This window comes from Corynebacterium pseudopelargi (genome assembly GCF_003814005.1).
GTDB classification, from domain to species: domain Bacteria; phylum Actinomycetota; class Actinomycetes; order Mycobacteriales; family Mycobacteriaceae; genus Corynebacterium; species Corynebacterium pseudopelargi.
Genome location: NZ_CP033898.1, coordinates 605,584 through 623,220, shown reverse-complemented (window position 1 = coordinate 623,220; position 17,637 = coordinate 605,584). Strand labels below are relative to the sequence as shown.

Genomic DNA, 17,637 nt, shown 5'->3' with positions numbered 1-17,637 from the left:
ATAACTCCAAAGGGCAGATCCTCCGCTTTATGCCCCGCTTTATCGCAGGGCACTACCGCAGGCTTCGTCGCAGGGCACTACCGCAGGGGCCGATCGCGAGTAGTTAGAAGAAACCGCGGATGCCGGCAATCATCAAGGCAATCGCGGCGAACACAAAGAATGCACCCGCAACGCCATCAATATATGGCCCGGCCTTGACCATCCGTTTGCGCAGGAATTTCGATCCCACCGCCAATGCGATCAGCCCGAAGCCGATAAGCGCGGTAAAGAGCAGCACGAAGATGAGCTCAACGCTGAGCCCCAAGCTCGGATTTGGCGGCAAAAACGGCGCGATCACAGCAGCGAAGTACAGCAGCGCTTTAGGGTTAGCCAAGTTGGTGAGCAGCCCCTGACGGTAGGAACGCCACGGTGATCCCAGCACGCCCTCGAGCTTTAAGTCAATGCGTGCGTCCGCTTTGAACTGTTCTCTGGCCTCGCGAAGCATTTGCACACCCATATACCCAATCCAGGCGCCGCCAAGCAGTTGAATGGCGCTCAGAATCGACGGGTAGGCAGTAAGCAGCGCTGAGGCGCCGGTGACGGTGAGCGTCACCCACACCGCGAGCCCGGTCACAATGCCTGCGACCGTGGCCAGACCATGTTTGCGCGATTTGGTGGCCACGCGCATCACCAGGAAAATATCGGGTCCGGGGCTGATCATCCCAGCCAGATATAAGGTGACGAGCGTGGCGATCTGGTTAAGCTCCATGGCCTTCGAGCCGTTGCACAAGCTCGTCTTGGCCAAACATACGCGCCGTTTCAATGGCGTTTGGCTGCCCCAGGGCAGGGTCAGCGCCGGCTTGAATGAGCTTTTCGACGACCCCCTGTTCCTTCTTAAAAATCGCCCCGGCCAGTGGCGACTGGCCTCGATCATTCAAAGCATCAACATCGGCGCCGCGTTGAATCAGCACCTCAAGTGCTTCCTCGTTGCCGCTATAGGCAGCCAACATCAGCAGGCTATTGCCCTCATGGTTTTTTAAGTTCGGATCAACACCGTGGTCGAGATATTCCGCCAGGTTGCGCGGATCTCCAGAACGCGCAAGCTGAAATAGCTTGTTGGCTAACGCTTGCACGTCTTCAGGTAGTTCGGATGACAGCATGCGTGACAGTTTAGCCAGCAAGTTGGGAAACGCGCCTCACCGCATCCTCAATAGCAAACTCAGGGTCGCCGCCTTGGCCTTTGACGGTGGCATCAAGTTCGGCCATGAGGATCACGGCCTTGCTCACCGCATCGCCTGACCAGCGTCTTGCCACCTTCGAGGTTTTTTCCACAATAAACGGCGCCATTCCTAACTCTCCGGCTAACTCACGAGAATTAATTCTCCAACTGCCATAGAGCCGCGCCACCGCACCCACCTTCATGCTCAGGGCGGTAGCCAGCGCCACCGGCGATACACCGAGCTGCAATGCGCGGCGCGTGCTGGCCACGGCGCGGGCGGTTTGTCCACTCACAGCGAGGTCTGCAATATCAAAGCCCGAAACTTCGGCAATGCCGTTATAAAACGCTCGCACTGTCGATGCGTCCACACCATCAGGGTTATCTGAAACGAGTTGAGACACGGCTGAAGCAAGCTCGCGCAGATCAGACCCCACGCCGTCGAGAAGCGCATGGATTACATCAGGGGTGGGGTTTACGCCGTGGTTTCTAAACTCCGCTGTGACCCATGCGGGGCGCTCGTTGGGTTTGAGTTTGGCCACCTCATGGACTTGCGCAAGCTTTTTCAGCTTCGGCACCATGGCCTTTTGGCGTCCGCCACCGGCGTGGCAAATGATCAGGTACATCCCGTCGATGGGGTTGCTTGCAGCTTCGAGCACGAGCTGCGCTGGTTCCTTGCCCGCATCTTCAAGGTGTTCGATCACAATGACGCGTTGCTCAGCAAAAAGTGAGGGGCTGAGCAGCTCTAAGAGCTCAGATTGTGTGATTTCGCCGGCGCGTACTCGGCTGACAGTTGCCTCGGAGTGTTCGGCAATGCTGCTCGTAATGGCGATGCGGGCGCGCTCGCGCAAGAATTCATCATCACCGAGGACGAGATGGACGGGGGCAATTGCTTGGCTCACGGCACTAATGGTGCCACACCTAGGCCAGCAACATGAGCACGCATCCGACGCTGAGGGACACGAGGATGATCACGGTTGGGCGTCGAGAAGCTAGGGCAAAAAGAATCCAGGCCACCGCCAGCACCATCCAGGCCAGCGTGAGCGGATCACTTTGGACGTTCACACGCGCAAAGGGCAGGCTGTAGCCATAGTAAGCAACCCTGGCAATCCAATTGGCCAAGGGAGTGATCGCGCGAATCACCACAGCACCTACCACGGTGGGTTCTAACAGCACAGCACATAACCCAGCCACAGTAATGATCGGCACCACCGGCGCCACCAGCACATTGGCCGGCACCGCCACCAAGGACACCCGCTGAGACATCGCCACCACCAGCGGCAAGGTGGCAAGCTCGGCAGCAAGCGCCACCGCCACCATGCGGCTGAGCACATCCGGCCAATAGGGCGTTGCAATGCTGCGGTAAATCAGCGGATAGGCGGCAATGATGCCCGCGGTGGCAAAGCTGGAAAGGCTCATGCCAAAGGACGTGGCCAAAGAGGGCTCATACAGCAATAACACCAGTATTGCGATGCTCAACCCATGAATCGGCGGAGCGCGCGTCTGCGCCATCATGGCCACAAGGGCGAGCGATCCCATCACTCCAGCGCGCAGCACCGAAGGCTCCGGGCCGACGATGAACACAAAAGCGCCCAGGCTCAACAGTGCCGCTGTCAATGCGAGCGCTCTGCTGGCACCGAGCAGCGTGGCAATGGCTAGTACCGCGGTGGTGAGCATGGCCACGTTGCCTCCGCTGACCGCACTTAAGTGCGCAAGCCCAGTGGCGGCGTAGCGTTGTTTGGCCTCTGTGTCTTGCAAGGAGGCATCGCCAAGGATCATCGCCGGCAATAAGCCGATGGCCTCGCCATTGGAGTGCTGCTGCACAAGTGCCTGAAAGCGCAGCTTGATCACCAAGGAAAGATGCTGAAGCCCACCTTGTGCACCGAGGTAGTGGATATCCTCTGCCACATACAGGGTTCTGCCGAGCCCTCCGCTGGGGCTTGCTTTGCCTTGAAGGATCAGCAAGTCGAATTGCTGGATCTTTGGTGCCTCAGTGGTGATCACGGGCAGTTCACCAGGAAACCCCGCCACTTTCGCGCGAAAGAACCACCCATGTTCCGTGCTGTGGGGCATGCTGGAGACTTCAGCGCGCAGCGGTTTGGAAAAATCGAAGCGATCCGCCGCACGCACACTGTGCCAAGTGCGAAGCGCACCCGCGATTGCCGCTGCACCCACGGCGATTGCTTGGGGCTTATGCCACAACGCCAGTGCCACCGCGAGACACAAAGCGAAGCCCAGCCCCAACGCCAGCGACCTGCTCCAAGTCACCACCACTGCAACACACCAAAGGCTCAGTGCCGCAGGTACTAGGCGAAGATCACTCATAACGCAACGTCTTCGGCTATGGCCGCATATTTTGCAGGACCGATCCCCTTGACCTCTTTGAGCTGCTCCACGCTTTGGAAACCACCATTGCTCTCGCGGTATTCAATGATGGCCGCCGCAGTCTTTTCTCCGACCCCCGAAAGAGAGGTGAGCTGCTCAAGGCTTGCGTGGTTCAGCGAGATTTTTCCACCAGCATCTGCTGCCACACCAGGGCTTTGGGGCGCCATGATTGCCTCCCCGATGCGTGGAAGGGTGATTTGTTGGCCGTCGACAAGCTTTTCAGCCAAATTCACCCCTGCCAATTCCGCATCGGGCTGCGGCTTGGCCTTTGCTAAAGCATCAGCGACCCGGGAGCCAGGCGCAAGGGTGAAAAGGCCCGGCTGCTCCACAGCGCCGACCACCGCAACAACCACCGGCTCGCTCGAAGGCTGCGTACTCGAGGCCTCGGGATGCGGGCGGGTATCCAGCGCGGCTTCTTGCATCAGTGGCTGACTCTGCGGGCGAAACAGCAAAAGGATTACCGCAGCCAGCACAACGGCAAGCACGATGGCCTGCTTCTTGCCTATACCCAGCCGCGGCTTTGGGTATTGCACTTTGAGCCGCTCGCTTTCCTCGGTGGTGCGCAGCAGCTCGTCCAGTCTTTGTGTAGCCCTCCCCATGCCCGCGAGGCTAAGAGCACCACGCCGGCCCGGCAAACAAGGACGCCATCAGGCTGTGGATAACGCGATGCCTAACGACAACGCTGTGGATAACCTAGTCACGTTGGTACACAACAGACACACCAATCGCACCAGGGCCTGCGTGCACCGCCGCCGTAGGTTCGAGCGGACAGCTAAGAAAACTCGAACCTGAAGCAAGCTGACGCTCCATCTGACGCTGCAGCTCCGCCGCCTCGTTCGCGGCATCGAAGTGCTGAATCATCACAAAAACCGGTGCCGAAGCAGCTCGTTGCCGAATCGCCTCCACCAGGCGCGCAAAGGCCTTCGACTGGGTTCGCGTTTTGAACGCCAATTCAAGGCGACCGTGCTCAACACGCATCAAAGGCTTCGTGGCCAGCGCCGAAGAAACAACGGCAGTAGCAGCCGAAATACGACCGGACTTCTTAATGGCATCTAAACGATGCAAATACAGCCACGTCTCGCTGCGACCCAGCACATCGCGGGCAACCTCAGCACAGGTATGAACATCAGCCCCCTCAGCAGCGACTTTTGCAGCAGCCATCGCTGCAGCACCCACAGCCATACCGATGGTTTGGGTATCGACCACATGCACCAAACCATCAAAAATAGCTGCGGCCTGGGTGGCAGCAGACCAAGTAGAGGAAAGCTCTTTAGAAAGGTGCAAGGCAACAACACCCGCATCGCCGCCGCGTTCGAGCTGGCGCGCATAGGCCGCTGTCAATTCGAGCGCACTTAAACCGGCAGTACTTTGCTCCCCGCTCGATTGCATCACATGCAAATCCACCACCGTGATGCCCAATTCTTGGGCAAGATCAACCGGCAACCCGGAAGATGAGTCGGTGACAATGCGAACAGCCATGGTTGAAGTTCTTTTCTTAACAAGTCATGCAATCGGCCGCGGAACACTCATGCGCAAGAGGCACACCGCGGGAAAAGGGGTTATATCTGCAACCCTAGCGTGCAGCGGGAAGGCTAGCGTGCAGCGGGAAGGCTAGCGCGCAGCGGGAAGGCTAGGACTTAAACCCAGCCCACCAAACCCGGCGCCCAAAGCCCGGCCCACCAAACCCGGCCCACCAAACCCGGCACACCGAACCCGGCACACCGAACCGGCACACCGAACCGGCGGCGCCCAAAGACCCAGCCCACCAAACCCGGCCCACCAAACCCGGCGTGCTAGAGCACTTGGTCAATATTCCAGCCTTCGACGTACCACTGCACGGCCTTATTGCCGTGTACGGGGTAGCCTTCTGGCACATCACGACCAACGATCTGCGCGAGCCGGGTGTTGCCGAGGTTCGAAAATAGCGGGTGCTTGGAATCTGCGAAGCCGAGCAGCGCGGAGGTCAGTGCGGAGATCGTGCCACCGTGGGCAACGAGGAGCACCGTGTTGCCCTCCCATTGTTCTTCTTGTTGCAGAAGATCTTCAACCACCGTGAAGGCTCGGGCGGCTACTTCTTGGCGAGTTTCAGCATTCGGTGGGGCCCAGGTGGCGTCGAAACGCCAGCGAGCACGCGCCCCTGGCAAGGCCTGGTCTACTTCCTCGTGGGTTTTGCCTTGCCAATCGCCAAGATCGGTTTCGCGCAGGCGTGGATCGAGGCTCACGGGAAGCTCTAGGCGATCAGCGATGACTTGGGCGGTATCTTTTGCCCGCCGCAAATCGGAGGCGACGATCTTGATAATCGGCTGGCCGCTGAGCATCTCTGCTGCGGCTTGGGCCTGCTGCCAACCCGTGTGCGAAAGCTCGGTATCGAGGTGTCCCTGCATGCGGCGGGTGGCGTTAAATTCAGTTTGGCCGTGCCGCAACAGTAAAAGACGTCGAGACATCGGCGCCTAGAACTCCTCTTCTGGCTGCGCTGCCAGCGGAATATCGTCTAAGGATTCCACGGTGCGGGTATCAACTTCGTCCATCTCGGGACGCTGTGGCAGCTCAATGCCTTCGACCTCGATCAGTGGGCAGTCGCGGTAGAGGCGGTCAAGGCCGTAGAAGTCGCGCTCGGTATTGCGCTGCACGTGGATGACTAACATGCCGTAATCGAGCAGCACCCAGCGATTCTCGCGGTTGCCTTCGCGGCGCTTTGGTTCTTCGCCGGCTTCGGTGAGGGCGTCTTCAATTTCTTCAACGATGGCGCGCACCTGGCGCTCATTGTCTGCCGAGGCCAGCAGGAATACCTCGCTAATTGCCATCACGTCAGAGACGTCAAGCACGGCGATATTGGTGGCGAGTTTCTCGTCGGCGGCTTTCGCGGCGATCTCCGCGAGGTGGATAGTGTCAGCGGTTGCTGTCATAAACTTTAGGTTTCCTTCGTGTGGGTTGGGTTGGAAGTTTAATTTGCTACTAGCAGTCTTCCACCCTCCTAACTTTTCGCAAAAATTAAGAGTGAAGCGCCACCCCCAACCAAAAACCCCAGCTACCCGGCACCAAACCCCGCGCCCCGTTCGTCCTGATCCCGCACAGATCCCGCAAACCCATCAATCGCCACCCGCAACGAATCCTGCTGATCCGGCAAGAAGTGCGCATAGGTCTGCATCACCATCGTGATATTGCCGTGCCCCATCAGGCGCGCCACCACCGGCACCGGCACCCCATCAGCCAGCAAGCTGCTCGCAAAAAAGTGCCGGTAGGCATGGAAACGCGGCGCCATGATCCCCGCCGCCGTGAGCACCTCCCTGTGCTGCCTCGCCAGCCACTCAGCAGACAACACCCGCCCACCAGGAGCAAGCACCGAATCACCACGATCCGCGCCACCACACCACTCAGACAATGCGAAGATTAGCCACTCAGCGACCGGCACTACCCGGCGCGATCCCGAGGTTTTCAGCCCCGCATAGCCGCCCAGCGCCGAAGAATATTGGCGCTCAATGTGCAGCTCGCGTCGAAGAAAATCAACATCACCCACCTGCAAGCCAGCGACCTCACCCACGCGAAGCCCACAAAACGCCGCCAACTCAACCCCAAGCGCCACCCCGGGGTGATCCGCGCGCAGCACCTCCACATTGCGCTGCACCTCTGCAACGCTAGGGATATCCGCCCGCGATAACGCACCACCGCGCCGGGTGGGCACCCGAACACCCTCAGCCGGGTTCTTGGAAATCAGCCCATCAATCACCGCTGTTTGCAGCACACCCCGAACCGCAGCAATCACCATACTGGCAGTCGAACCAGACAACGGCGCACCGCCCGCCCAAGGCCTCCCCGTAGTAAGCGTCGTGGCAAGTTCTTGCACCATTGACCGGCGCACCTTCACCACCGGAACATTGAGTAGTGGGTGGGCGTTATCGGCGGATCGTCGCCGTGACGCCCGCGTATTCGGCTTCTGAGCCCGCGCCACCCACTGATCCAACAACACCCCCAGCGTCACCGTAGTATCGCGGGGATCGACCCATTCGCCCCGACGTAGGGCGCGCTCTTGCTCCTGCACATGGGCTTTCGCTTCGCGTTGGGTGTCGAAGCTGCGTGAGTGCTCTTTGCCTGCCGCGTCCCTGTACCGTGCTACCCAGCGGGTTTTCCCGGCTTTGGTGGTACGTTTTTGAATCGCCATCGTGGTATCCTCACTGGTGCTGGCTGCTTTTGGTGGCTAGAAAAGTGCCCCGCGCTGAGATTGTGGTGAGCCCCGGCGCGGGGCTTTTGCTGTCAAATGACTATTTCATGTGCTCGACGCCGTACTGGGCTTGCTCTGGGGTGAAGCCGTCGAAGGTGAGCTGATTGATCAGCTCGTCATTGCTCATCGGCAACGTGTCGTTGTACTGCTCGGCCTTCTTCACGGCTTGCTCATTCCAGTCGGCATCCACATTTTCGACTGCGTAGGCCACGGCGTCAGCTGGGTAGCCGTCGAATTCGAGCTGCTTTGCTAGGCCATCCTTGGAAAACGGCATCGTTTTCAAGTACATTTCTGCTTTTTGTTTGGCGTTTTTCTGCTCGCGGGTCACCTCGCCTTCGGCTGCAGGGGCTGGGGCGTCCTGTGCCATGGTGGTTTCCTCGACGGTGGTGGTCTCGGTCTCCTCCTGGGTCGCTGTTGTCGTGGTGGTGGCTGTGGCGGATTCCGACGCGCCAGTGTTGGTGGTGTCGGTGTTGGAGCCGCATTGCGCTGCGAGTCCGAGCAGGATCACGGCTGCGATGCCGCCGATGATGATTTTCTTCTTTTTGCTGCTCTTTTTCTCTGGCTGGGGCTGCTGCGTGGGTTGGGCTGGGTATTGCTCGGTGGGCTGCTGGCCGTATGGGTTCTGTTGGTCTGTCATGGTATCTCCTATGCGTTGATGGGGAGGGATTGGAATACGAGGACGAGGTGTGCTGTCACGCCCAATTCGCGGCCCAGGAGCGCCGGGTGCGCCCCGTATTCCTGCTCGCACCGAGCGTATTCGCGGGGGTCAATGAGCAGGCGTGCGGCGAATCGGTCTGCGCGGGCCTCTTGGATGGTATCGGTGCCGTGGGTGTCTCCATGATGGAAATGGCCCATTTCGTGTGCGAAAGCACACAAGGTTTGGGCATCGTCCATGCCTTCGCGGATGCTGATCGTGTTGGTGGCTGGCATCCAGGCGGCCTTGGGTCCGCCTTTGTGCCAGGCCACGGTGATGCCGTTGTGCTCGGCTTGGGTGATGAGCCTGTTAATCAAATAGGTTTTCACCTCGTCTTTCGCGCTCGGCTTGCTCGTCTGGGCTACTGTCCGCTGCGTGGAGTGTGGTGTCATCCCATTCGCGGACGGTGCCATCGTAAGAGGGGACCTCCGAGCGGGTGCCCCCGTTTGTTCGACGGGACGCTAGCTCGTCGACGGGGGTGTCGAGTGCTCCGCCGTGTTCGACTCCGAGTTCCATTCGGCGTAGCACTTCGTCGGCGAGTTGTTTTTCGGTGACGGAGCGAAGGGCGCGGGCTGGGTCTACCTGCTCGGCCCATTTGGCGTCGAGGTATCCGGTGTCCACGAGTGCGCCGACGGGGTGGTGGTCGTAGGCCACGGCGATCGCGATGACGTTCTCCGGGGATATACGCCCCTTTTCCAATTGAGTCGCGAGGGTGCGTGGCGCTACGTCGATCTTTTTCGCAGCAGACCGTACGGAATCCTCGGTTATTTGCTGCATCCATTGAGCATGTTCCATGCCCATGATCTTACCCGACACGGCATGACTGGGCAACTTTTCGCACACTCTTGACCTGCAAAAACAAGAAAGTTTGCACAAAAGTTTGCAATATCTCGCTAATGTATGCTTAAATAAGCACAGGCAAGCGAAGAACCGCACACCAAGGAGGTGAACACGATGCGCCTAGACCCCGCCGTAATCAGGGAAGCGATGGACCGCACCGGATGCCGCTCCATCGATGAACTCGGATGGAAATTCCTCAACAAAACCGGCACCACCGTCCGAAACTACCGCGACGGCAAAAGCGTCCCCACAATCCCCACACTCATGATCCTCAAGCGAATCACCAACCGCCCCCTGGACACCATGATCCTCGAAGGCCAAGCCCAAGCCGCCTAAGGAGAATCCCAATGACTTGCGATGAACAGAAACTGCTCTCGATGAGAGTTGACAAGATCGTTATCGAAGCGCCGCGCGACGGCCAGTGGGTGACGCTCCGGGAGGAAAGCAGTCAGGACGACATGCTTGTAGTCCATGAGTGGCACCTCCCGAAGCTCATCGAAGCGCTCAAAACGGCCGCAGTGCTACTCGACTAGCCGAACTCGATGGAGAACGGAACCCCTTCAGAAAGATTCACCAGAATCCGGTTTCCGCTCTCGGTGGTCAGCTCCACGACACCGGGCAGCACCCCGGCGCGCAGAGAATCGAGAACCTCATCGTTGTCGAAAGAGTCGAGCAAGAAACTCTGACCAGCATAAACAAGCTTATCCATGGTAATCACCTCCTTCCCGGGGCCAGCTGCCCACGGGAATAAGGATACCGACCAACAGCATGAGAAAAGCCCCTGCTGGAACAGGGGCAAAACCAAAGAAACCTATGAAAGAGCATACATCATGAACAATCTGATTCCGATTCAACACCATGATAACGGCGTGCAAGCGGTGATGGGGCGCGACCTCCACGCTTTCCTCGAAGTGGGCGCCGAGTATCGGCATTGGTTCCCACGCATGGTCGCTTACGGCTTTGAAGAGGTCAAAGACTACGCGGTCAAAAATGACCGGGTACAAGACTCCCTCGGTCGACAGCGTGAAGCCCTAAACCACGTCATCTCATTGGATATGGCGAAAGAAATCTCCATGATCCAGCGCACCGACAAAGGTAAGCAAGCCCGCCAGTATTTCATCGAGTGCGAGAAGCGCGCCAAGGCATCACCGTTCGACCCGGCGACACTCACCCGCGCAGAGATTCTCCAGATCGCGCTCAACGCCGAAGAAGAACGCCTCGCCCTGGAAGCGAAAAACAAGGAGCTAGAACCGAAGGCTGAAGCCTACGACACATTCCTCGACGCCTCCGGCAAATACAGCGTAGGCGCGGTGGCGAAGATGCTCGGCAAAGGCCAGAACTGGCTATTCCGAGAGCTCCGCAACCGCGGGGTGCTCATCACCAAGGGCGCGATGCGTAACACGCCATACTCGCAGTACATGCATCATTTTGAGGTGCTACCGCACAACTACGAGCGCAAGGACGGAACGCAGGGCACGAGCTACACCACCTACGTCCAACCCAGTGGGATCGACTTCATCCGCAAGAAACTCGGCCTGCAAACCATCGACCCACTACCAACCAGCTACGCAGCATAAGGAGAAAAATCATGCATCTTTTCACCGGAACCGACAGTATTTGCGTCCGAACAGGCTCGGATTCAATCGTGATCGCGGAGCCAGACAGCAAAAAGGAAGTCTCGGTCGCTATTCACGATCTTGAGTTCTTGATTACCGCCTTGAACACGGTAAACAAGCTTGCCAGGGCGCACCGTTCCACTATCGCGCAGAAGGAATTTGCACAGCGGAACGGCCTCCCTGCGCTGCCTACTGAGACTGTGATTCAACCGTTCCCAGACGACGCTCCAGTGATGCAATAGCGCGCTCGGTAGCGAATCCAAGCTCGGCAACCACTGTGGCTAGTGATCGGTCGACGTTGGATTCACTCACAAATAGCGCAGCGTGCTTCCAAGCTTCAGACGCGGCCAACGCGAATGCTTTTGCCTCATCGCAACCATCAAGATTGCTCAAACCAATCTTGTGCGCTTCGGAAGCCTGCTGGCAGCTCTGGCTGATTGTTTCATCTTGTCCAAACATTTTCCTCACCTCCTTTCCTGGGCAAGTAGCCCACGGGAATGAGGATACCGACCAACAGCATGAGAAAAGCCCCTGCTGGAACAGGGGCAAAAACAAAACGTACAGAAAGCATAACAATGGACTTGCAAAAATTCGACTTTAAAGGGCACGGCGTCCGCGTGATCGCGGATGATCCCCATAACCCCCGCTGGGTAGCCAAGGATGTGGCCGTCGCCCTCGGGTATAAGAACCCCGCCGATGCCGTATCGCGCCACTGCCGTGGGGTCGCGAATCACGACCCCATCCAAGACAGGCTAGGACGGACTCAAAACGTCCGCACGATCACCGAGCCAGACCTATACCGCCTCATTGTGGGCAGTGACCTGGAAACCGCACAGGAATTCGAGCGGATGGTATTTGAGGAAGTCTTGCCCACTATCCGCAAGCATGGCACCTATGCCACCGACCAAGCGCTAGATGAGTGGCTGAATGATCCCGATTCGATGATCCAAGCCCTTACCGCCCTCAAAGACGAGCGCGAGAAGCGCCGGGTGTTGGAGCAGGAGGCCGTGGCCAACGCGCCAAAGGTTGAATACCACGACGCTTTTGTGGCCGATAGCGACCTGATGACCTTCCGGGATTTCGCTAATCGCGCCGGGGTGAGTGAAAAAGCACTGCGTGAGGTGCTGATGAAGCGCAAGTGGATCTACGCGCGCACATTTGAGCGCTGGTCAAACAAAAAGCGCGCCAAAATCCACGAGTACCAGTACCGCGCGTATGCCGATAAAAAGAACTATTTCCAATTAGTAACGCACCATGACGCCCCTCGCGTGAATGGTGAGCCGCGCCGAACTTTGAAGCTCACCCCTGCTGGTGCTGCTGCTGTGAACCGCCAACTGAAGATCTGGGGGCTGGTGTGATGGCAACGCTTGTTTTCCTGCTGGTGGTGTCGAATCTGCTGGTGCTCGCTCTTTGGGTGCGTGCGCATCGGCGTGCTGCTTATGCGGAAGATGACCGCGATGATTTGGTGCGGCTGCTGGCTGGTGTAGCTATCGGCGCGGTTGATCTGAAAGGTGCGCTTATCAAGTTGCGTGATTCGGAGATTGAAGAATCACCGTGACGAAAACGCACTGGTAAATGGCCTGAATGGTTTTGGGTGGGTTCGATTCCCACCGCAGGCGCAAAGCCCAACCTGATTGGTTGTGCGAAATGTTGTTTGAAAACTTGATAGTGAATTGTCGCCGCAGAAGATATTGGCCGGGGCGAGCGCTGGTGTGTAGATGCGCCATGACCCCCAACGGCAAGCCGACAGGCAGGCACCCCACTTCGGTGGGAGGGAACCACGAGGCGACGTAAAACACTGGATCGAAATAGCTACTCCCCGGGGTGCGAGTCCCCGGCGCGCCACCAGGGGTTGAGGGTTATGCGGGCTTTTCCCCTTTCGACGCTAAGCGCACCCCATGACCAGCCCATTCCCTTCGCTGTGAGGGTGTTGCTGCCCTCAACCCCCACCCCAAAACGGAAAAGCCCCGCGCTGCTTGCAGGCATGTGCGCGAGGCCAATCACTCCATAGGAGCACTTATGCAAACCCTATCAGAACCGGCGACCTATAGCGCCGTGCAAGTAGCCAGGATGCTGAATATCCCGCGCTCCACGATCTACTGGAAAGCCCAAACTGACACCGCGTTTCAAAAAGATTTTGGTGTGATCCGCGTAGGCGATCGCGTCCGCTTCAAGAAAACCACCGTCGATAAGCACATCTACTAAGGAACCAACATGCAAACAAGAACCCCCCATGACCGCGCCGTCCCCGGCGAAGTCGTACAAAAAATTGTTGATGACCAGCGCCATTTCATCGCCCTCACCGCCTTTGTGATGCTCATGCTGGGCATCGTCATCGGCGCAACCTTAAGCAATGTTCTAGCCGTGTGGTGGGTGGCATGAGCAACAAACTCATTCAAGGCCACATCTCCACAATCGCCAACAACATTCAAAAGGACGTAGCGAAACTCCGAAAGCTGCCGCTTACCGCTGGCATGCACCGTGATCTGACCACTATCAGCAGGGCTGCTCAAAACGTGGAACGCAAAGCTACGGTGAAGCCGAATCGCATACCGGAAAGCTACCGGCTCCAGGTCAATCAACTGCGGGTCGCGGATTACATCCGGGGCGAGACTATGGAGCTTTTGGAGTCGCCGTTGCTCACCGTGCCACTGCGAAACGCGGTCGCTAACCTGCACGAGATCGCCATCAAAGAAGTGGCGCGCTTGAAGCGGGTGCCCCTCAATGATTGAAGGGCGTGGCGCGGGGTGGTGGCGCGCCCAAGGCTTAGGGGATCACCGTGACCCTGCATAGCCGTTTCCTGCGCTTGAAGGAGCCACCCAGGATCATTTTCCAATTCCCGTATTGCAGCGCGTGCTGCATCAACCTCACAGATCTTGGGGAGGTGTGGGAGTGCCCCTCATGTGGGCACCAGTGGGGAGAAGAAGCAGAGCCGCTAGAGGTCGGGGTGATGCGCCACCCCGATACCGAATTGACCCGCAACCCAGTGCAGCACCTGGATGACATAGCCAAGCCAGGCACCACCCGCCGCAAAAACCTCATCAAAAAACTCAACAGGAGCCAACCATGAGCACCATTGTCAAAAACCCGCCCAAGCCGGGCACACCAGAATGGCAACAACTTATCACCGCCTCCAAGGTGCCCATCATCCTTGGCCTATCGCCACACCAAACACGGGGTGAGCTTTGGACGGTCATGTCCGGGCTTGCGGAACCCGCGCACCTGGAAGGTGATCACCTGGATTTTGGCCACGATATTGAAGATGGACTCGTCAATTCTTGGAAACGCAAAAACCCAGGGTGGCGAACCAACAGCACGGAAATTGCCTACAAAGATGAAACGCTGCCGTTCCCCAATCTGGTGACGCTGGATCGGCGCGCGGTGCGTGGCCGGGCATTTGCCATCATCGAATGCAAAGCCAGCTCAAGCAACGCCACCTGGGGCGCACAACAAAGCGAATACTCGCCGAATGACCTGCCCCCGGTGGTTGCAGCGCAGGTGCTCGCCCAGCAAGGCATCTCCGGCATACACCAGGCGCATGTGGTCGCCCTCGTGGGCTACGACAAGCCGTTATCGCCCCGCCACTATGAGGCAGCGTGGGACGCCGATTTGTGGGACGCCATCGTGCATGAGATCGATGTGTTCTACAAGTCTCTTGGGGACGCGGAGCCACCAGCACCATCACAAGACGTTATCGACGCCTTGCTGGCAGCACAGGGCAGCGTGGGCGAAGGCAAAACCGAAGCCCAGGCGGAACTAGCCACCCACTATTTCGCAGCCAAGGCCACATTTGAGCAAGCCAAGGCCGATCTGGATCAAGCACAGGCTGATCTTGTGGGCAGCATGGGTGACCTCAAGGCCTTGACCTGGGACGGCAAAACGCTCGTGTCCAAGCAGGCGGGGCGTTTCTCCCAATCCAACGTGCCCGAAGAGTACAGGCATCTGCTGAAAACCAATGATGTTTTGACCCCGAAATTCGACGCGAAGAAATTCAAGGCAAAACACCCCGACCTGTACCAAGCCGCCACCGGCGCACCAACAACCCGCTTCTACCAATAAGGAGAACCACCATGAGCCAAGAACTCGACACCACCACCAACAACCTTCCACCAGCCCCAGCCGTGGCGAACACCGGCCAAACGCTGATGCAGAAGGGCGTAGAAAAGCTCCGCCAACACGCCGAGCTCAAAGCAATGGCGATGGACTACGCTGACTTCATCACGCAGACCGGGAATTGCCCGGACATTTACCGTGGCAAGCCTGCCGATGCAGCAGCCGCCATTATTCGTGGCACCGCGCTGGGTTTTGACCCAGACGGGGCGCTAGAGGCCTTTTTCGTGATCAAAGGCAAGACCGGGATGTATGCGCGCGCCATGATCGCCGTGGCGGAAAACGTTGGATGCCGCGTGTGGGAACAAGAAGCAACCCAGGGTGAGGACGGCAAACCCAGGGTGACCTGGTGCGGTACGCGCCCCGGATCGAACAAAGTTGAGACAGTGACCTGGGACATGAAGCGCGCAGAAGCCGCCGGATATGCCACAAACGGACGCTACAAAACCAATGGCATCGAAATGCTTAGGGCGAAATGCCAGGCCGAGCTTGCTCGCATCATCGCCCCCGGCGCACTCATGGGCTTGTATTCCGAGCAGGAGCCAACCGCATTTGAGCGCCCGGAGCCAGTGAAGGCCACCGCAACCCGCCTGGACGCTGCACCAAAACAAGGTGGCCTGGATGGGGTGCGTGCTGCACTTGGGCAGAAGCAAGAGGAGCCGGTGATTGACCAGTCGGTTGTGCAGGGCTTTTTGCAGAAGATCGAAGATGCGAAAGACCGCGCCGAACTCAAGGCTGTTTCTACCGCTGCGAAAAAGGCCTTTGATGACGATGTGCCCAATGAAGTTTCCGAAGCAGCGAACAACCGCTGGAAGGCCTTGGGTGATCAGTAATGAATCCTGTGCAAACTTATGCCGGCAATCTCGTGGCGGAACCCGAGCTGCGCTACTCCCAAACCGGCAAGGCCGTGCTGAACATGCGCGTGGCTGTGAATGACTCCCGCAAAAACGATATGGGCGAATGGGAGAACAGCAACAATTTGTTTTTCAACGCGACGGTGTGGGGTGATCAGGCCGAACAGCTCGCAAATGTGCTGCACAAGGGCATGCGTGTGCTTGTGCAAGGCAAGCTCACCACACGCACCTACGAAAACAAATCTGGTGAAACACGCCTATCGGTGGACATGTCCGTTTTTGACGTGTGGTTGCAGCCCCACCGCCAACAACAGCAGCAGGGGCAGACGCCCTGGCAACAACAGCCCCAAAACAACACCAGCGGGGGGCGCGGAGGCTTCGGACAAGACCAAAATGAAGAACCACCATTCTGATCTCAAAGTGGGGAGCCTGTTCTCTGGCTATGGCGGACTCGACCTCGCTGTGGAGCACGTTTTCGGTGCCACCCCAGCGTGGTTCGTGGAATTCGATGAGGCTCCATCAAAAATCCTCGCGCACCACTGGCCAGACGTGCCAAACCTTGGAGACGTCACCAAAATCGACTGGTCAAAGGTGGAACCCGTAGACATCATCATTGGCGGCTCACCCTGCCAGGATCTTTCTGCAGCCGGTAAGCGAGCAGGTATGACCGAGGGAACCCGATCAAACCTCTGGGTAAACATGCGCCAAGCCATAGACCAACTCCGGCCACGGTATGTGATCTGGGAAAATGTACAAGGAGCATTAAGTGCAGCAGCCACAAGCGATAGCGACATGGAACCCGGATTCGGACAGGTGGGAGACAGGGGGGCACGATCTCTTCGGGCACTCGGTCGCGTATGTGGCGACCTGGCCGAAATCGGGTACGACACGCGGTGGACAACTCTACGAGTCTCCGACATCGGAGGATGCCATCACCGCGCCCGGATATTCCTCCTCGGAACACGCCAAGATGTTACCAACATCGGTAGCAGCCGAATGGAAACGAACTGATAGCCCAGGCGAATTTCGCCGTGACACTCCTGGGCTCTCAGCCGTCAGCATTCACTTCCCACAGGGGCAGCGTTACCTCCCGACACCGAATGCGCGTGATGGTGGGGGAGGTGGTGCACAGCACCCCGATATTCTGCGCGCCGGTGGCCACCAAGTACACCTCACCGATGTGGCTGTGGAACTGGGTACAAAGTGCCTTCCTACACCGAAAGCGAGTGATGGAGTGATGGGTAGGCCACGCACTAGCGGGAGGCCTATCGAGAAGTCCACTCACCTGGGCACCATCGTGACCCTGCTCCCAACGCCAAACACGATGGACAGCCTTCCCGTAAGGGAGGGCGAGGCCAGGAAGAAGCAACTGCATCGTGGCGACCTCAATTCGCCTAAACGCAGGTTCATGGGCAACCTCCGTGAGGACATTGTTCACGAAACCACAGCATCAACCTATGGAGTCTACGAGGCTGCTGTTCGCCGATGGGAGGAGGCTACCCGCCCCGCTCCACCACCAACAGTTCCAAATCGGAAGGGCAAACCCCACCTAAACGTGGCGTTTGCTGAGTGGATGATGGGGCTACCCGAGGGGTGGGTCACATCGCCAAAGATTGGACTCACCAGGGCGCAACAACTCAAGGCGATTGGCAATGGTGTGTGCCCACAGCAGGCAATCGCAGCCATCGGAACCCTGTTCCAAGACAACGCACTGTAAGGAGGTG

The 17,637-nt window shown here is 58.3% G+C and carries 27 protein-coding genes; 13 read left to right on the top strand and 14 right to left on the bottom strand.

Annotated elements, in window-relative coordinates:
• Nucleotides 1–103: 103 nt before the first annotated feature.
• The 12 genes from CPPEL_RS03040 to CPPEL_RS02985 form a co-directional block, all read right to left on the bottom strand.
• Nucleotides 104–748: a LysE family translocator gene (locus CPPEL_RS03040; RefSeq protein ID WP_123959756.1), complete on the bottom strand. Its 645-nt coding sequence runs from the start codon at nucleotides 746–748 to the stop codon at nucleotides 104–106.
• Complete coding sequence (locus tag CPPEL_RS03035) at nucleotides 738–1,139, bottom strand: ankyrin repeat domain-containing protein (protein ID WP_123959755.1); 402 nt, start codon at nucleotides 1,137–1,139, stop codon at nucleotides 738–740. The genes CPPEL_RS03040 and CPPEL_RS03035 overlap by 11 nt, the downstream gene beginning before the upstream one ends.
• Before the next feature lie 10 nt (nucleotides 1,140–1,149).
• On the bottom strand, nucleotides 1,150–2,097 hold the full coding sequence (gene holA / locus CPPEL_RS03030) for a DNA polymerase III subunit delta (RefSeq protein ID WP_164470366.1): 948 nt from the start codon (nucleotides 2,095–2,097) through the stop codon (nucleotides 1,150–1,152).
• Nucleotides 2,098–2,116: 19 nt separating this feature from the next.
• Nucleotides 2,117–3,520: a ComEC/Rec2 family competence protein gene (locus CPPEL_RS03025; protein WP_123959754.1), complete on the bottom strand. Its 1,404-nt coding sequence runs from the start codon at nucleotides 3,518–3,520 to the stop codon at nucleotides 2,117–2,119.
• Nucleotides 3,517–4,179, bottom strand: a complete 663-nt coding sequence (locus CPPEL_RS03020; protein WP_123959753.1) for a ComEA family DNA-binding protein — start codon at nucleotides 4,177–4,179, stop codon at nucleotides 3,517–3,519. The genes CPPEL_RS03025 and CPPEL_RS03020 overlap by 4 nt, the downstream gene beginning before the upstream one ends.
• A gap of 94 nt (nucleotides 4,180–4,273) precedes the next feature.
• Nucleotides 4,274–5,059, bottom strand: a complete 786-nt coding sequence (locus CPPEL_RS03015) for a DegV family protein (protein ID WP_123959752.1) — start codon at nucleotides 5,057–5,059, stop codon at nucleotides 4,274–4,276.
• Nucleotides 5,060–5,373: 314 nt separating this feature from the next.
• The gene (locus tag CPPEL_RS03010) at nucleotides 5,374–6,024 is read right to left on the bottom strand and encodes a histidine phosphatase family protein (RefSeq protein WP_123959751.1); all 651 of its coding nucleotides are present in this window, start codon (nucleotides 6,022–6,024) and stop codon (nucleotides 5,374–5,376) included.
• Nucleotides 6,025–6,030: 6 nt separating this feature from the next.
• Nucleotides 6,031–6,486, bottom strand: a complete 456-nt coding sequence (rsfS, locus tag CPPEL_RS03005) for a ribosome silencing factor (protein WP_123959750.1) — start codon at nucleotides 6,484–6,486, stop codon at nucleotides 6,031–6,033.
• Nucleotides 6,487–6,608: 122 nt separating this feature from the next.
• Entirely contained in the window at nucleotides 6,609–7,739 is a 1,131-nt protein-coding gene (locus CPPEL_RS03000; RefSeq protein WP_123959749.1) for a tyrosine-type recombinase/integrase, read from the bottom strand.
• Between the two features lie 100 nt (nucleotides 7,740–7,839).
• The gene (locus CPPEL_RS02995) at nucleotides 7,840–8,436 is read right to left on the bottom strand and encodes an Ltp family lipoprotein (RefSeq protein ID WP_123959748.1); all 597 of its coding nucleotides are present in this window, start codon (nucleotides 8,434–8,436) and stop codon (nucleotides 7,840–7,842) included.
• Nucleotides 8,437–8,444: 8 nt separating this feature from the next.
• Nucleotides 8,445–8,822 (bottom strand): ImmA/IrrE family metallo-endopeptidase, encoded by a 378-nt coding sequence (locus CPPEL_RS02990; protein ID WP_245990492.1) that lies wholly within the window; start codon nucleotides 8,820–8,822, stop codon nucleotides 8,445–8,447.
• Complete coding sequence (locus CPPEL_RS02985; protein WP_123959746.1) at nucleotides 8,803–9,288, bottom strand: hypothetical protein; 486 nt, start codon at nucleotides 9,286–9,288, stop codon at nucleotides 8,803–8,805. Before CPPEL_RS02985 ends, CPPEL_RS02990 begins: the two co-directional genes overlap by 20 nt.
• A gap of 159 nt (nucleotides 9,289–9,447) precedes the next feature.
• On the opposite strand from CPPEL_RS02985, the gene CPPEL_RS02980 reads away from it, so the two are divergent.
• Nucleotides 9,448–9,669: a hypothetical protein gene (locus CPPEL_RS02980; protein WP_123959745.1), complete on the top strand. Its 222-nt coding sequence runs from the start codon at nucleotides 9,448–9,450 to the stop codon at nucleotides 9,667–9,669.
• A gap of 41 nt (nucleotides 9,670–9,710) precedes the next feature.
• Nucleotides 9,711–9,866 (top strand): hypothetical protein, encoded by a 156-nt coding sequence (locus CPPEL_RS11120; protein ID WP_164470365.1) that lies wholly within the window; start codon nucleotides 9,711–9,713, stop codon nucleotides 9,864–9,866.
• On the opposite strand, the gene CPPEL_RS02975 is transcribed toward CPPEL_RS11120, so the two are convergent.
• Nucleotides 9,863–10,042 (bottom strand): hypothetical protein, encoded by a 180-nt coding sequence (locus CPPEL_RS02975; RefSeq protein ID WP_123959744.1) that lies wholly within the window; start codon nucleotides 10,040–10,042, stop codon nucleotides 9,863–9,865. The genes CPPEL_RS11120 and CPPEL_RS02975 overlap by 4 nt on opposite strands.
• A gap of 121 nt (nucleotides 10,043–10,163) precedes the next feature.
• Between CPPEL_RS02975 and CPPEL_RS02970 the strand changes: the two genes are divergently transcribed.
• The gene (locus CPPEL_RS02970) at nucleotides 10,164–10,910 is read left to right on the top strand and encodes a phage antirepressor KilAC domain-containing protein (RefSeq protein WP_123959743.1); all 747 of its coding nucleotides are present in this window, start codon (nucleotides 10,164–10,166) and stop codon (nucleotides 10,908–10,910) included.
• 228 nt (nucleotides 10,911–11,138) lie between these two features.
• Here the strand turns inward: CPPEL_RS02970 and CPPEL_RS02965 are convergent, their stop codons facing one another.
• Complete coding sequence (locus CPPEL_RS02965) at nucleotides 11,139–11,408, bottom strand: hypothetical protein (protein WP_123959742.1); 270 nt, start codon at nucleotides 11,406–11,408, stop codon at nucleotides 11,139–11,141.
• A gap of 122 nt (nucleotides 11,409–11,530) precedes the next feature.
• Here CPPEL_RS02965 and CPPEL_RS02960 point away from each other — a divergent pair, with 122 nt between their 5' ends.
• From CPPEL_RS02960 to CPPEL_RS11265, 10 genes are all read left to right on the top strand, one after another.
• Nucleotides 11,531–12,307 carry a BRO family protein gene (locus CPPEL_RS02960; protein WP_164470364.1) on the top strand — a complete coding sequence of 259 codons (777 nt, stop codon included), beginning with the start codon at nucleotides 11,531–11,533 and terminating at the stop codon, nucleotides 12,305–12,307.
• Nucleotides 12,304–12,507 carry a hypothetical protein gene (locus CPPEL_RS02955; protein WP_123959740.1) on the top strand — a complete coding sequence of 68 codons (204 nt, stop codon included), beginning with the start codon at nucleotides 12,304–12,306 and terminating at the stop codon, nucleotides 12,505–12,507. The genes CPPEL_RS02960 and CPPEL_RS02955 overlap by 4 nt, the downstream gene beginning before the upstream one ends.
• A gap of 461 nt (nucleotides 12,508–12,968) precedes the next feature.
• Nucleotides 12,969–13,154: a helix-turn-helix domain-containing protein gene (locus CPPEL_RS02950; protein WP_123959739.1), complete on the top strand. Its 186-nt coding sequence runs from the start codon at nucleotides 12,969–12,971 to the stop codon at nucleotides 13,152–13,154.
• 9 nt (nucleotides 13,155–13,163) lie between these two features.
• Nucleotides 13,164–13,331, top strand: a complete 168-nt coding sequence (locus CPPEL_RS11115; RefSeq protein WP_164470363.1) for a hypothetical protein — start codon at nucleotides 13,164–13,166, stop codon at nucleotides 13,329–13,331.
• Entirely contained in the window at nucleotides 13,328–13,681 is a 354-nt protein-coding gene (locus tag CPPEL_RS02945; protein ID WP_123959738.1) for a hypothetical protein, read from the top strand. The genes CPPEL_RS11115 and CPPEL_RS02945 overlap by 4 nt, the downstream gene beginning before the upstream one ends.
• A gap of 334 nt (nucleotides 13,682–14,015) precedes the next feature.
• The gene (locus tag CPPEL_RS02940) at nucleotides 14,016–15,008 is read left to right on the top strand and encodes a YqaJ viral recombinase family protein (RefSeq protein ID WP_123959737.1); all 993 of its coding nucleotides are present in this window, start codon (nucleotides 14,016–14,018) and stop codon (nucleotides 15,006–15,008) included.
• An 11-nt stretch (nucleotides 15,009–15,019) separates the two neighbouring features.
• A complete protein-coding gene (locus tag CPPEL_RS02935; RefSeq protein WP_123959736.1) occupies nucleotides 15,020–15,892 on the top strand; it encodes a hypothetical protein in 873 nt (290 codons plus the stop codon).
• On the top strand, nucleotides 15,892–16,326 hold the full coding sequence (locus CPPEL_RS02930; protein ID WP_123959735.1) for a single-stranded DNA-binding protein: 435 nt from the start codon (nucleotides 15,892–15,894) through the stop codon (nucleotides 16,324–16,326). The genes CPPEL_RS02935 and CPPEL_RS02930 overlap by 1 nt, the downstream gene beginning before the upstream one ends.
• Nucleotides 16,307–16,924 (top strand): DNA cytosine methyltransferase, encoded by a 618-nt coding sequence (locus tag CPPEL_RS11270; protein ID WP_245990491.1) that lies wholly within the window; start codon nucleotides 16,307–16,309, stop codon nucleotides 16,922–16,924. The genes CPPEL_RS02930 and CPPEL_RS11270 overlap by 20 nt, the downstream gene beginning before the upstream one ends.
• 544 nt (nucleotides 16,925–17,468) lie before the next feature.
• Nucleotides 17,469–17,630 (top strand): hypothetical protein, encoded by a 162-nt coding sequence (locus CPPEL_RS11265; RefSeq protein ID WP_245990490.1) that lies wholly within the window; start codon nucleotides 17,469–17,471, stop codon nucleotides 17,628–17,630.
• Nucleotides 17,631–17,637: the final 7 nt, after the last annotated feature.

What these genes read in the sequence shown, in the direction of transcription:
- CPPEL_RS03040 (WP_123959756.1), bottom strand. Translation starts at nt 748, where the DNA reads ATGGAGCTTAACCAGATCGCCACGCTCGTCACCTTATATCTGGCTGGG.
- CPPEL_RS03035 (WP_123959755.1), bottom strand. Translation starts at nt 1,139, where the DNA reads ATGCTGTCATCCGAACTACCTGAAGACGTGCAAGCGTTAGCCAACAAG.
- CPPEL_RS03025 (WP_123959754.1), bottom strand. Translation starts at nt 3,520, where the DNA reads ATGAGTGATCTTCGCCTAGTACCTGCGGCACTGAGCCTTTGGTGTGTT.
- CPPEL_RS03020 (WP_123959753.1), bottom strand. Translation starts at nt 4,179, where the DNA reads ATGGGGAGGGCTACACAAAGACTGGACGAGCTGCTGCGCACCACCGAG.
- CPPEL_RS03015 (WP_123959752.1), bottom strand. Translation starts at nt 5,059, where the DNA reads ATGGCTGTTCGCATTGTCACCGACTCATCTTCCGGGTTGCCGGTTGAT.
- CPPEL_RS03010 (WP_123959751.1), bottom strand. Translation starts at nt 6,024, where the DNA reads ATGTCTCGACGTCTTTTACTGTTGCGGCACGGCCAAACTGAATTTAAC.
- rsfS (WP_123959750.1), bottom strand. Translation starts at nt 6,486, where the DNA reads ATGACAGCAACCGCTGACACTATCCACCTCGCGGAGATCGCCGCGAAA.
- CPPEL_RS03000 (WP_123959749.1), bottom strand. Translation starts at nt 7,739, where the DNA reads ATGGCGATTCAAAAACGTACCACCAAAGCCGGGAAAACCCGCTGGGTA.
- CPPEL_RS02995 (WP_123959748.1), bottom strand. Translation starts at nt 8,436, where the DNA reads ATGACAGACCAACAGAACCCATACGGCCAGCAGCCCACCGAGCAATAC.
- CPPEL_RS02985 (WP_123959746.1), bottom strand. Translation starts at nt 9,288, where the DNA reads ATGGAACATGCTCAATGGATGCAGCAAATAACCGAGGATTCCGTACGG.
- CPPEL_RS02980 (WP_123959745.1), top strand. Translation starts at nt 9,448, where the DNA reads ATGCGCCTAGACCCCGCCGTAATCAGGGAAGCGATGGACCGCACCGGA.
- CPPEL_RS11120 (WP_164470365.1), top strand. Translation starts at nt 9,711, where the DNA reads ATGAGAGTTGACAAGATCGTTATCGAAGCGCCGCGCGACGGCCAGTGG.
- CPPEL_RS02975 (WP_123959744.1), bottom strand. Translation starts at nt 10,042, where the DNA reads ATGGATAAGCTTGTTTATGCTGGTCAGAGTTTCTTGCTCGACTCTTTC.
- CPPEL_RS02970 (WP_123959743.1), top strand. Translation starts at nt 10,164, where the DNA reads ATGAACAATCTGATTCCGATTCAACACCATGATAACGGCGTGCAAGCG.
- CPPEL_RS02965 (WP_123959742.1), bottom strand. Translation starts at nt 11,408, where the DNA reads ATGTTTGGACAAGATGAAACAATCAGCCAGAGCTGCCAGCAGGCTTCC.
- CPPEL_RS02950 (WP_123959739.1), top strand. Translation starts at nt 12,969, where the DNA reads ATGCAAACCCTATCAGAACCGGCGACCTATAGCGCCGTGCAAGTAGCC.
- CPPEL_RS11115 (WP_164470363.1), top strand. Translation starts at nt 13,164, where the DNA reads ATGCAAACAAGAACCCCCCATGACCGCGCCGTCCCCGGCGAAGTCGTA.
- CPPEL_RS02945 (WP_123959738.1), top strand. Translation starts at nt 13,328, where the DNA reads ATGAGCAACAAACTCATTCAAGGCCACATCTCCACAATCGCCAACAAC.
- CPPEL_RS02940 (WP_123959737.1), top strand. Translation starts at nt 14,016, where the DNA reads ATGAGCACCATTGTCAAAAACCCGCCCAAGCCGGGCACACCAGAATGG.
- CPPEL_RS02935 (WP_123959736.1), top strand. Translation starts at nt 15,020, where the DNA reads ATGAGCCAAGAACTCGACACCACCACCAACAACCTTCCACCAGCCCCA.
- CPPEL_RS02930 (WP_123959735.1), top strand. Translation starts at nt 15,892, where the DNA reads ATGAATCCTGTGCAAACTTATGCCGGCAATCTCGTGGCGGAACCCGAG.
- CPPEL_RS11270 (WP_245990491.1), top strand. Translation starts at nt 16,307, where the DNA reads ATGAAGAACCACCATTCTGATCTCAAAGTGGGGAGCCTGTTCTCTGGC.